The organism is Treponema peruense (assembly GCF_016117655.1).
Classification (GTDB): Bacteria; Spirochaetota; Spirochaetia; order Treponematales; family Treponemataceae; genus Treponema_D; species Treponema_D peruense.
Genome location: NZ_CP064936.1, coordinates 160912 through 172983, shown reverse-complemented (window position 1 = coordinate 172983; position 12072 = coordinate 160912). Strand labels below are relative to the sequence as shown.

The following is a 12072-nucleotide window of genomic DNA, read 5'->3' as shown; positions in this document are numbered from 1 at the left end:
ACTGGAAACAAATGAAACAGATTGCGCTGGACAGATTCGGAATCGACGAAATAATTTCTCTTTACAAGGACAAGTCCGTCATAAAAGTGCTTCAGGGAATACGGCGGTCGGGAAAGTCGTTCATGCTTGAGCTTCTTTCACGGAAGATTATGGAAAAAGGCGCGGCGGAAAACCAGATTCTTCTATTAAATATGGAAGATTTTGAGAACGCGGAATTACTGGACACAAAAAAGCTCTACGACTTTATAAAATCAAAAAGCGAGGCGGCCGGCGGAAAAAAACTCTATCTTTTTCTGGATGAAGTTCAGGAAGTCAGCGGCTGGGAAAAGCTTGTGAACTCGCTCTACTCTTCCGCCACGATTGACGCGGATATCTACATAACAGGCTCGAACGCAAATCTTCTTTCCTCCGAACTGGCGACTTACCTGAGCGGTCGCTATGTTCTGATTCACGTCTGGCCGCTTTCCTACAGGGAATTTTTGTACTTCAATTCCGAAAACGACTCTGCGGCGGCGTTCAGAAAATTCATTGAATTCGGAGGATTTCCGGGACTGAAGGACATGATGGAAAACCCTGTCCAAATCCGCTCGTATCTGGAAGGAATCTATTCAACTGTTCTTCTGAAAGACGTGATTGCCCGCAACAGAATCCGCGACACTGCGGTTCTTGAAAAAATCATTCTGTACATCGCCGACAACACAGGGAACATTTTTTCCACAAAACGAATTTCCGACTTCATGAAGTCCGGCGGCCGCCCGCTTTCCGTGGAGACAATCTACAACGACATAAAATATCTTGAGAACGCGCTGGTCCTGCACAAAGTTCCGCGGTATGACGTGCGCGGCAAGAAAATCCTTGAGACGATGGAAAAATATTACCTTGCCGACCAGGGGCTGCTGACATTCCTGCACGGCTACAAGGACACCTACATAAACGGAATTCTTGAAAACATCGTGTTCATCGAGCTTCTTCGGCGCGGCTACAAAGTCTTTATCGGAAAAATCGGCGACATGGAGATTGACTTTGCGGCGGAAAAAAACGGCGAAAAACTATACGTTCAGGTCGCATACCTAATCGGCTCGGAAGAGACAAAAGAAAGGGAACTCCGCCCGCTAAAATCGCTTCTGGCACTAGGCGACAACTTTCCAAAACTCATTCTTACAATGGACGATCTTCCGCCCTCAAACGAAAACGGAATCGTAAGGAAGAATATAAGGGAGTGGATTTTGGAGGGGTAAAAGGAGTTGCGGGCGGAAAACGGTAAGAATCCGGATGCTCAAATTGCATAAATTTTTGACAAAACAGTCAAAAATGGCTGAACTTCTCATCTGTTTTCTTGCTTTCCGCCTCTTTTATGATTATTTTCTTTGTAGGTTGTATGCAATTTTTACAGGAGGTTCACATGAAAAAAGGAAGCAGAATCAGGAAGATTTTTTCTTTGGCCGCCGTTTTGAGCTGCATTGCAAGCCTTTCAGCCCAGTCAGTCTCCGAAAAAAGCAATGCAAACCTTGAGCCTGTGCGGAATTTTGAGCTCGAGCGGTATCTTGGAAAATGGTACGAGATCGGCAGGTTTGACTTCAAGTGGGAAAAAAATCTGAAAAACGTTACGGCCGACTACTCGCTGAACAAAAACGGCACTGTCAAGGTTGTAAATTCTGGCTATGATTATGTCAGCAAAGAGCAGAAACAGTCCGTGGGAAAGGCGAAATTCGCCGGGAACCAAAATTCCGGAAGCCTGAAAGTCTCGTTCTTTTGGCCGTTTTACAGCGACTACAAAATCATTGCGCTTGATTCCGAATACAACTACGCGCTTGTCGCAGGAGCAAACAAAAAACTTCTGTGGATTTTGAGCCGCACAAAGACGATTCCAGATGACGTCAAGGAACGCTACATTCAGACTGCCCAGAACGCAGGCTACGATTTGAACGGTTTTGTCTGGACAGAGCAGGAATAAAAAATCTGGCATGACTGAAAGTTTTGGTTGTGCCGGAAAAAAGGGGCTAGGTTATTAGCAGAAAAAATTTCTAATATCTTTTCGGATTCTAATAAACATACAGTCGTTTATAAAGAATATTCACAAAAATACATTATAGTTTTAGAATTGCTTTATGGACTCTATTTGTAAAGATATTTTCCGTTCTATTCATGAGGGATGCTGGATTTATATTGAATACAAAAACAAAAGTGAAGAATGCACAAAATATTGGATTGCAGTTAGAAATATAAATCTGGAAAAGAAAAGTCTTGAGGCAACAGGGCTTCATCTTGGCGACTTTACAACAAAAAATCTTTTTATATTTATTGAAAAAATTCTCCGTACTCGAATAATAGAGGGAACTTATTTTAAAACAAACAAAGATTTAATAGAAGACATTGACCTTTATCCGCAGAAATATAAAGAGATTTTTTCTGAAATTGTAAACTTAAAAACTCTGAATTATCTTTCTGACTGCAACAAACTTGCAGATCTTCCAAAACTCAACACAAAATACGAGCTTATAAATCGGCTTGATTCTTCAAAACTGAAAAACAGGATTTACAATTTAGATGACGAGCAATTTAAAATGTTCGTAAACAGTTTTAAAAAATCCGCAGAAACAAAAGAAGAAAAAAATATTAACAGCACAATTCAAATTGCCCTAAACGAGTTGAGCATTCACACTCAAAAAGGACTTTATGTTTTGGCTTACCGGGAAGTGCGATTTGATGTTGAACGAAAAATTTTAATTGCAGGAAATAAAATCAAAATTTGCTCGGAATTCTGCATGGAAAAAAGCGCTGACAAAAACAGTAAAAAACTGAGCATTTTAAATTTTATCGATAACGAAGACTTATCCTTGCTTGAGAATTTTGAAGAGAATGCAGAAACAATAAAAGATATCGTAATGCAAAACATCAAAAACAAAAAAGATTGTGCAGTTGATGACAGGCCTTATTTTCTTTGCTTGCAGCGGGATTTAAATATCGACCTTGAAAAAGAATATGAATCAATCATAAATATGTATTCCCAAAATAATGTTACAGTTCCGATTCAAGCATTTTTTGGCGAACTTCGTTCAATAAAACAGAATGACAAAGTTTATCCTCTTGCTTTGATAAACAAAAATGTAAATCTTGACCAGCTGCTTGCAATTCACACTGCAATGAATTTTCCGGTTGCATATATTCAGGGGCCGCCCGGAACAGGAAAAACTACAACCATAATTAGCACGATTATCACGGCATTTTTTAATTCAAAAACCGTTCTTTTTTCTTCATACAACAACCATCCGATTGACGGTGTTTTTGAAAAGTTAACAAACTTAAAATATAAGAATTACAGAATTCCCTTCCCCATTTTGCGAATTGGCAGTAACGATCGGATTCAAGAAACCTGCCTCTACATTAAAAAATTGCTTTCACAAATAAAGTCTCTAAAATCTTTTGATACAGTTTTACAACAAAACAAAGAGAGCCAAATTGAACGGACTAAAAAACTTACAGAACTTTTGCAGAAACACGAAGAACAGCTTGACTTGGCTGAACGAAGAGAATTAATTGAAGAAATGCTTTCAAAAAGCGAAAATATGAATCTTCGGATGAATCTTGAAGGCCAGCAATATTCCAAAATCAAGAAACGCCTTGAAGAAATCGGAAACATCAGCGATGAAGACGCTCTCAGCCTTTTGGATTTTGACCACGAAAAACTGATGCAGTTTATAAATTTTACCTCGGTGAAATTCTTAAAACGGCTTTTTGAAGACGAATACAAAGATTTTATTGAGATTTTGAATATTAAAAATAAAGAAAAGCAATCTACAGAATTTAACAAATACTTTTCTGTATCTGAAAATATTTTTAAAATGCAAAAAGTATTTCCCGTTTTTTGTTCAACTTGCATTTCAACGCAGAAGATTGGCGAGCCGCAAACTTACTTTGACATGACAATCATTGATGAAGCAAGCCAATGCAATACGGCAGTTTCGCTAGTTCCGATTATCCGCGGAAAAAATCTTATGCTTGTGGGAGATCCTCAGCAGCTGAATCCTGTAATTACACTGGATAAAAATATTAACGAAGAGCTGAAAGCCAAATACAAGGTGAATGAAAATTATGATTACATCAAAAATTCAATTTACAAAGCATATCTTGCCAGCGATTCTGTAAGCCAGGAAATTCTTTTACATAATCATTATAGATGTGCAAAGGAAATCATTGAATTCAGCAATAAAAAATATTATAACAATCAGCTGAATATAAAATCTGAAATTACAAAGGAAAAGCCACTCGTCTTCTGTGAAGTTCGTGAAAACTATTCTGCCGATAAAAACACCTCTCTGGATGAAGCTGAAAAAATTGTGCAGTATGTAAAAAATCATCTGGATAAGAAAATTGGAATCATCACTCCGTTTAAAAATCAAAAAGATTTAATCGATTATAAATTGAAGGAAAACCATCTTGAAAACAAGGCAAGTTGCGGAACAGTCCACGCATTTCAGGGTGATGAAAAAGATGAGATTTTGTTTTCACTTGCGCTTACAAGCCATACATATTCAAAAACTTACGATTGGCTTAAAAATAATCGGGAACTTTTAAACGTTGCAGTTTCAAGGGCTAAGGATAAATTTATAATTTTTTCGAACACCGAAGAACTAAAAAGACTTCACAAAAATGATGATAGCGATGATTTATACGAACTGGCAGAATATGTAAAAAAGAACGGCGAATATAAAATAACACCAAGAGTATCTTCTTCCAGAGCACTTGGAATAAAACCTTATAGCACGGAAACTGAAAATACCTTCCTGACAACATTAAACCACGCAATTTCAACACTGCTAGAATCGGACGGAAAATTTTCGGTAGAACGGGAAGTTCAGCTTTCGCACCTATTTGAAAAAAATCCAAGCGACAGTGATTTTTTTTACAAAGGAAGCCTGGATTTTGTAATTTATAAAAAAGGCTTCAGAAACAGAAAAGATGCAGTTCTGGCAATAGAACTTGACGGTCCAGAACATCACAACAATCCGAATGTAATCGCAAGAGATGAAAAGAAAAAACAGATTTGCAAAAACCACGGCTTTGATTTGTTGCACATTGATAACAGTTATGCAAGACGATATTGCTTTGTAAAGGAAATTCTGACAGAATTTTTGGAAGATGGAAAATAAGATATGATGTGAAAAAAGTCAAAATCATAAAAATCCAATAACAGTTTGGATTATCCGCTTTAATATTGGAGACAAAATTTGAAATATAACCTGAAATCGGAGCTTTACATACTGCTAGATGAATAAAAAATATAAATCCCAAAAGAAAATTAAAGTTTAATTGCTTTGATAAATCCTTAGATTTTCTTTTTTGTTCACATATTTTTTTATATAAAATGCTTTTATCATTTTTTCTTGCAAAAGTTTTCTAAAAGCAAGATAGAGTGTAAAAGCTTCTTTTTAGTTTTATAAACAAAATCATCTATTATATCTGCCAAATTATCAAATAACTTTTTAAAAAATAATCTAGTCATAACAGAAATAAAATGCAAGGCAAAAAAAGACATCAGAAAAATAAAGGCAAATAGAAAATACTCAACCTTAAATATAAGTTCAAAATCTTTTTCTGCAAAACTAAAAATGTCTTCTTTAAATACAATTACAGAAACAATATCCAATAAGTAAAAAATCTCAAAAAAATTAAAAACTAGATGAGGATTATTAGTTAGAGATCCAGTTTTATCAATTATTTTTCCAAAAAGTTCCTTCATAATTTCTTCTCCAAAATCATTTTTCCAACCTTTTATTTTGATTACTATATAATTTTATCAGCGTCGTTTTAGAAAGGCTTCTGATTTGAGATTCATTTTTGATTGTTCTATAATAATATTATAGTTTCTCCATGACATCTTTACCAGTTCTGCAGAATAATTTTTCTGTAAGAACTTCGATGTTCCCAAACCTTCACTATATGCAAGTCTCATGCATTATTATATGCTTATGAAACAAGACAACAAAACCAGAACTTATATGTTCATTGGAATTCCCGGAAGCGGAAAATCGAACGTGCTGTTCAAATTCCTTCGTCAGAAAATTCTGGAAGAAAAGCGATTCGGCAACGATAAGAGAATTGAACCGCCCTGCGAAGTGCTTTCCTTCAACGACTTCAATATCTGTGCCGGTGAAATGTGCCGGAAAATCTGCCGCATGATGTCCGTTCCATGCAAGACTGAAATCAGCAAAGCTCCAGAAGATTACAGCTACAGCCCGGACAAAACTTATCTTGTAGACACAAGCGGAAACCTTGGCAAGCAAAAATCTGTATACGATTTCTTTTCAAAACCCGTGTTTGCCGCAAAATGTTTTCTTGCAGTTCCAGCGATTATTGACCTCCAGATTTTGAGCGGACTTTTAGAGCAATATTCCTTTTTAAAGGATTTTCAGGTTGTCCTGACTTTCTGTGATTTTGCAAATGACAAAAAGATAAATCAGATTTCAGAATTTTTTGAATCCCGGAAGATAAGGATTGCAGCCCGCAATACTTCAGGAATAATCGACGGTTCTCTGGAATTTTTATAGTTTCGTTTTCAGCGAAGACAATTTTTGTGCGGAAAACGAGTCGCAATAAATAAGCGTGAAGCTGTAGATTTCGCACGAATCATGCGCAAAAATTCTCTGATAAAGAATACTGTATTATTTTTCTGGAAGCCTGATTTTTCCAGATTTTTCAAGTCCGAATATCGTATCAAGAATTTTCTGCTGCGCTTCAAAAGAATCCTTGCAGGAAACATCAGTGTTGTACTGCATATCTTCCGTTATCATCTGCTCCGCACATTTTGACATATTGCGGAAAAACGCATCCTTGACTTCCGCAGTCGCTTCCATCAAGGCATATTCCAGATCCATAACATCGATTTTCTTTAGAACAAGCTTAACGGCACTGTCCTTTAAAAGATAAATGTCGTCAAAAGTCATCGCATTTTTCATGTCCGCCTCCAGTTTTGTTTCACGAAAGATTTTTATTCAGCTTTAAAACTATGATAGCACAGCGGACTTGCAAATAATGACAGTCTAATTTTTTTCGAAAAAAATATTTTTCGTGATATATTTTTCAGACTTGCATTATATGACAGTGTGATGATGTATACTGAAACTACAGTGAGGTGAAAAGATGGAAAAATCAAATTATCCACAATTAGATGAAGGACTTGATGAGAAAGTAATAGGATTTGATGGAAAAACATTTACGCTCAGAGAACTTAGAGTTACAGCTAATGAGTATACAACAAAAGCTCCAATCGAAGAACGTAAATCAATAAAAGAAAAATTCGAGCAAATATTTAATTGTGATAAAGAAAAAATTCCGGACGAATTATTAAAGGAAGTTTATGGAGATAACATAAAAACTAAAGAAATTTGGAAACCAGTCCCATTATATAAAAAAGAAAAAGACGGAGAAGCAGAATATTCAGCAAGCAATTTTGGAAGAATAAAACATTATGGAATAATAATGAAGCAAGGTGACAAATTGGGAAAAGAATATGGCGGCTACCTTGTAATGAAAGATTATACAAGACCAGCTGAATATAAATTTGATTCTACAATCTGTGTTTATCGTTTTGTCGCAGCAGCCTTTTTACAAAATTACAAAGAGGGAATGCATGTTCACCATATCAACAACAACGGATATGATTGCCGCCCGGAAAATCTGATTTTACTGGAAAAAGACCAACATTTAAAAGTACATGGATTACCTGTAAAAGGCGATGACAATTCATACGAAAAGGTTTCACAAATTGGGCAATAGACGGCTTTCACTTTCCAATTACCGCAGGGCTTTGCAGATTGACGAACTGATTGCAGCGGAAAAATATCCGAACGTCGCTTTTCTGATGCAAAAATTCGAATGTTCGGAGGCTACGGTTCTGCGGGCAATAGAAACTCTAAGAAACGATTTCGGTGCGGAAATATCATACGACCGCAACAGAAAAGGCTATTACTACGCTGAACCGCATTTCCGCCTGATTGCGAGTAAAATGCGCTATTTAGTCAACACAAAAATTTTACAGGTTTAAGGTGTAAAAATTTATGCAGCCCGTTTTCTTTCCAGTTCATTGTACTGGAAGCATTTATACATTTCATCAGGCACGTTGTAATCCAGAGACTGATGAAACCTCGCTGTGTTGTAGAAGTTGAAGTAGGCATTTATGCCGGCCTTCAAGTCTTTCATTGTCTCATAGCGTTTAAGGTAGATGTCCTCGTACTTGAGGCTTCTCCAAAGACGCTCAATTCTGATGTTGTCCAAAGCCCGGTCTTTTCCGTCCATGCTGATCTGGATGTCGTAATCGACAAGAACTTTGATAAAAACATCAGATGTAAACTGGCTTCCCTGGTCTGTGTTGAAGATTGCAGGACAGCCGTATTCTTCGATTGTTTCCCTCAGAAGATTTGCATACTGCATCGCATCCATCGTGTTGAATACGCGCCAGCTCAAGACCTTCCTCGAGAACCAGTCGATTATTGCCATCAGGTAAACATTCCCTGTCGGCAGCTTTATGTAAGTGATATCCGTTGACCATACCTGATTCGGATATCTGATTACCTTGTTTTTCAGAAGATACGGATACTTCTTGTGATATTTACAGGCCTTGGAAAGATTCTTGCCCGGAAATACCGCCGTAATCCCGAATCTTCGCATTACACGGCGTACAGTTGTTTCTGTAGTGTCTCCGCCGTTTTTGTTTATCTCTCTCCAGATTCTGCGGTAGCCGTAATACGGATGCTCAATCTGGACTTCCTTGATTTTCACAAGCAGATTGAAATCTTTTTCATCATGCCCTGGACCCGGTTCGTAATAATACCGGCTCCGTGAAATCCCAAGCAGCCTGCACTGCCTTGAAATGCTTAAAACCTTGTAAGCAGGTTCTACAAGATTGGATCGTAGCCGTATATCTGCTTGTACTTTTTTTTTAGAAAATCAATTTCGACTTTCTGTTCACCGATTGTTTTCAGAAGACTGTCTTTTTCCTCTTCCTGCTTTCTCGTTTCTTCTGACTTCTTGTTCGGCCGTTCAAAAATGTCAGCCATTCCGGCAATCGCCTGCGCTTTCCATTGGGAAATCTGATTCGGATGGACGCCGTACTTTACTGCAATTTCCTGAATCGTAGATTCTTCTCGTAATGCTTCAAGTGTAACTTTTGCCTTGAAATCCTTGCTGAATGACTGTCGTTTCTTTACCATGTGCTAACCGCCTTGCTTAATTTATCGGCTGTTTGCACCTTAAATCTGCTCCTTTTTCTGTGTCGTTTTACACACTCATTTTAGTTCGCTATATGAAAGTTTTGTAATTGGACAGTATCTCGTTCAGAATCCAGATTTAGTTCCTGTTTATAAAGATCATCTGCAATTTCTAAGCTATCATCTTACTCAACTTGTTGGAAACAGCACACCAGAATGGGATAAAATACACGATGAATATTTGAATAAATATGGTTCAGAGTTTGCAGAAAATTATGGTTGGACAAAAAGCAAAATTCCAAATAAAAAAGACAGAAAAATTGGAACTTTGGCAAAAGAATGTAATTTGGAAAATTCATTCACCGTTCTATACAAGTATTCTAGTAGTTATGTTCATTCTTCGGCCTTTTCAGTATCGACGAGACCAGATTTATCTCAGATAAAAATATTCTTTCAAGCGGCCATGCACTTTATCGAATCTGAGATAAATGATTATCTACGAGAAAGTAAACTGCCTGCAAAAGATGCAGTTATTATGCGGAATATCCTGTTATTTTTATATCAGGATTTTGAAAAACTAGATAAAAATCTAAAAGGAGATTTATGATAATGTCCAAAGAAAACAAAAGCGAAATCATAATTTTCAAGACCTCTGATAATACTGTTTCTATTGATGTCCGATTTGAGGGCGAAACTGTTTGGCTTACAATAGATGACATGGCCTCCTTGTTTGAAAGGTCCCGCTCAACAATAAATGAACATATCTTGAATATTTTTGAGGAAGGAGAGCTTGACAAAGAAAGCTCTGTGAGAAAAATCGGAATTTCCGATTTTTCTACTAAGCCGACTAATTACTACAATCTTGATGTAATTATCTCTGTAGGTTATAGAGTAAAGTCGTTAAGAGGTACTCAATTCCGCCAGTGGGCGACTAAGCGGCTTAATGAATACATCCGCAAAGGCTTTACGATGGACGATGAGCGGCTCAAGCAGGCTGGCGGCGGTGATTATTGGAAAGAGCTTTTAGCCCGTATCCGAGATATCCGTTCTTCTGAAAAAGTGATGTATCGCCAGGTTCTGGACTTGTACGCGACTAGCGTGGACTATAATCCTAAATCGTCAGAATCAATTGCTTTCTTTAAGATGGTTCAGAACAAGCTTCATTATGCGGTGAATCGGCAGGACATCTCCACAGTTTATAAAATGAACCCTATCTGTTGAAATAATAACACCGTTCTGCCAGTATCTTAAAGGGTAGCCGAGTTGTATTTAATATCTGTGGAAATAAATACAGGCTGGTTGTCAAAATCAATTACAAATTCAAAATCAATTACAAATTCAAAATCATATACATTAGATTTGTTGGAACTCATAAAGAGTACGACAGTATAAACGTGGAGGAAATTTAATGGCCGATATTAAACTTATAAAGACAAAAGATGATTATGAAAAAATCCTCAAACGTATTGATGAAATTTTTGAAGCAGAACCAGGAACTCCAGCAGGTGACGAACTGGAACTCCTTACAAAGCTTGTAGAAATTTACGAAGATGAAAAATATCCAATGGATCTTCCAAGTCCTGTTGCCGCAATCAAATTCCGCATGGAACAACAGGGCCTTAAAAGCAAAGATTTAATTCCCTACATTGGAAGTAAATCAAAAGTTTCAGAAGTATTATCCGGAAAAAGAGCTCTTAGCCTTAATATGATTCGAAAACTTCACGAAGGATTAGGAATTCCCGCAGAAGTTCTTATTCAGGAATCTGGAAAAGAATTACCAGACTCTTCTATCATGGAACATGGAATAAACTTTCCATTTACAGAAATGTATAAACGCGGTTGGTTTACAAACTTCTTTGACGGAACTCTGTCTCAGGCAAAAGAATTAAAGGAAGAACTGATAATTAAATTTATTGGAAACTTCAATATTCAGGATGTTGCTCTTTGTTATAACAGAAAGTCAGAAAATAAAGAATCTGAAAATCTGGATGATATTCTCATGGCCTGGCGAATAAGAGTTATGAATCTTGCAGCCGCAGAAAAACTTCCAAAGTGGAATAAAGATGTTCTTTCAGAACAATTCTTTTCACACCTTGCAATGCTCAGTGTTTTTGACCAAGGTCCAAAGCTTGCAAAAGAATTGTTAAATAAAGTAGGCATCCATTTTATTATAGAAGAACATCTTGAAAAATCACACCTTGATGGTTCTTCAATGCTTATGCCAGATGGTAGCCCCTTAATTGCTCTAACCTTACGCTATGACCGCCTCGACTCTTTCTGGTTTACACTTTTCCACGAACTTGCACATGTAAAAAAACATCTGTCAAAAAACAATGCCGCCTACTTTGATGATATTACAAATGAAATGAGCAAAACAATTGAAAGAGAAGCCGACACATACGCAAAAGAAATGTTAATACCTATGAATATCTGGAAAACTTCGGGCCTGACAATTTCTTCCACTCCAATTGCAATAAGGAATTTTGCAGAAGAACAGCATATCAGCCCCGCAATTCCTGCCGGCCGTCTCCGTTTTGAGAACAAGAAATATACCGTTTTCAATAATTTAATTGGAAACGGGGTTGTAAGGAAGATGTTTAAATGAAAAAAATTTTAAAATTATTTGATGAATCAAAAACTTTGCAAATTATTTTAGATAAATGCATTATCGGAATCTTTATTTTGTTAGCAGCTTTTATTATAAATATAAATCTTGAAAATGCAAAAACTAAAAATAAAATTGCAGAACTTTCAGTTTCAAGATTTATTAATGCAACGAATGACATTTGGAAAAAGATAGATGAAGTCGAAATGTTATCCTCTGAAATATGTAGTGATGCGTTTGTTTATACTCTTGAGTAAAAGT

General features: G+C 36.7%; 15 protein-coding genes. 11 read left to right on the top strand and 4 right to left on the bottom strand.

Annotated features, from left to right (window positions below):
- Positions 1–11: 11 nt before the first annotated feature.
- The 3 genes from IWA51_RS00830 (at position 12) to IWA51_RS00820 (ending at position 5150) form a co-directional block, all read left to right on the top strand.
- Complete coding sequence (locus IWA51_RS00830) at positions 12–1238, top strand: ATP-binding protein (protein WP_198442791.1); 1227 nt, start codon at positions 12–14, stop codon at positions 1236–1238.
- A gap of 164 nt (positions 1239–1402) precedes the next feature.
- Positions 1403–1954, top strand: coding sequence for a lipocalin family protein (locus IWA51_RS00825; protein WP_198442790.1), 552 nt, complete (start codon positions 1403–1405; stop codon positions 1952–1954).
- A gap of 154 nt (positions 1955–2108) precedes the next feature.
- The gene (locus tag IWA51_RS00820) at positions 2109–5150 is read left to right on the top strand and encodes an AAA domain-containing protein (RefSeq protein WP_198442789.1); all 3042 of its coding nucleotides are present in this window, start codon (positions 2109–2111) and stop codon (positions 5148–5150) included.
- 224 nt (positions 5151–5374) lie between these two features.
- Here IWA51_RS00820 and IWA51_RS00815 read toward each other — a convergent pair whose 3' ends face one another.
- Complete coding sequence (locus IWA51_RS00815; protein WP_198442788.1) at positions 5375–5740, bottom strand: hypothetical protein; 366 nt, start codon at positions 5738–5740, stop codon at positions 5375–5377.
- A 229-nt stretch (positions 5741–5969) separates the two neighbouring features.
- Here IWA51_RS00815 and IWA51_RS00810 point away from each other — a divergent pair, with 229 nt between their 5' ends.
- The gene (locus IWA51_RS00810; protein ID WP_198442787.1) at positions 5970–6548 is read left to right on the top strand and encodes a hypothetical protein; all 579 of its coding nucleotides are present in this window, start codon (positions 5970–5972) and stop codon (positions 6546–6548) included.
- Positions 6549–6662: 114 nt separating this feature from the next.
- Here the strand turns inward: IWA51_RS00810 and IWA51_RS00805 are convergent, their stop codons facing one another.
- On the bottom strand, positions 6663–6956 hold the full coding sequence (locus tag IWA51_RS00805) for a FliG C-terminal domain-containing protein (protein WP_198442786.1): 294 nt from the start codon (positions 6954–6956) through the stop codon (positions 6663–6665).
- Positions 6957–7140: 184 nt separating this feature from the next.
- Here IWA51_RS00805 and IWA51_RS00800 point away from each other — a divergent pair, with 184 nt between their 5' ends.
- The gene (locus tag IWA51_RS00800) at positions 7141–7776 is read left to right on the top strand and encodes an HNH endonuclease (protein ID WP_198442785.1); all 636 of its coding nucleotides are present in this window, start codon (positions 7141–7143) and stop codon (positions 7774–7776) included.
- Between the two features lie 31 nt (positions 7777–7807).
- The gene (locus IWA51_RS00795) at positions 7808–8044 is read left to right on the top strand and encodes an HTH domain-containing protein (RefSeq protein ID WP_198442784.1); all 237 of its coding nucleotides are present in this window, start codon (positions 7808–7810) and stop codon (positions 8042–8044) included.
- 11 nt (positions 8045–8055) lie between these two features.
- On the opposite strand, the gene IWA51_RS00790 is transcribed toward IWA51_RS00795, so the two are convergent.
- Both IWA51_RS00790 and IWA51_RS00785 read right to left on the bottom strand, forming a co-directional pair.
- Positions 8056–8844 carry an IS3 family transposase gene (locus IWA51_RS00790; RefSeq protein WP_230402733.1) on the bottom strand — a complete coding sequence of 263 codons (789 nt, stop codon included), beginning with the start codon at positions 8842–8844 and terminating at the stop codon, positions 8056–8058.
- Positions 8845–8894: 50 nt separating this feature from the next.
- Positions 8895–9209: a transposase gene (locus IWA51_RS00785; protein WP_198442301.1), complete on the bottom strand. Its 315-nt coding sequence runs from the start codon at positions 9207–9209 to the stop codon at positions 8895–8897.
- Between the two features lie 43 nt (positions 9210–9252).
- Between IWA51_RS00785 and IWA51_RS00780 the strand changes: the two genes are divergently transcribed.
- From IWA51_RS00780 to IWA51_RS00760, 5 genes are read left to right on the top strand one after another with little or no spacing between them, the layout of a single operon-like run.
- Positions 9253–9813 (top strand): DUF5677 domain-containing protein, encoded by a 561-nt coding sequence (locus tag IWA51_RS00780; protein WP_268969630.1) that lies wholly within the window; start codon positions 9253–9255, stop codon positions 9811–9813.
- 2 nt (positions 9814–9815) lie between these two features.
- The gene (gene rhuM, locus IWA51_RS00775; protein ID WP_230402676.1) at positions 9816–10427 is read left to right on the top strand and encodes a RhuM family protein; all 612 of its coding nucleotides are present in this window, start codon (positions 9816–9818) and stop codon (positions 10425–10427) included.
- Between the two features lie 23 nt (positions 10428–10450).
- Positions 10451–10615, top strand: coding sequence for a type II toxin-antitoxin system HigB family toxin (locus IWA51_RS12870; RefSeq protein ID WP_198443637.1), 165 nt, complete (start codon positions 10451–10453; stop codon positions 10613–10615).
- Positions 10615–11811: an ImmA/IrrE family metallo-endopeptidase gene (locus tag IWA51_RS00765; RefSeq protein ID WP_198442781.1), complete on the top strand. Its 1197-nt coding sequence runs from the start codon at positions 10615–10617 to the stop codon at positions 11809–11811. The genes IWA51_RS12870 and IWA51_RS00765 overlap by 1 nt, the downstream gene beginning before the upstream one ends.
- Positions 11808–12068, top strand: coding sequence for a hypothetical protein (locus IWA51_RS00760; protein WP_198442780.1), 261 nt, complete (start codon positions 11808–11810; stop codon positions 12066–12068). The genes IWA51_RS00765 and IWA51_RS00760 overlap by 4 nt, the downstream gene beginning before the upstream one ends.
- Positions 12069–12072: the final 4 nt, after the last annotated feature.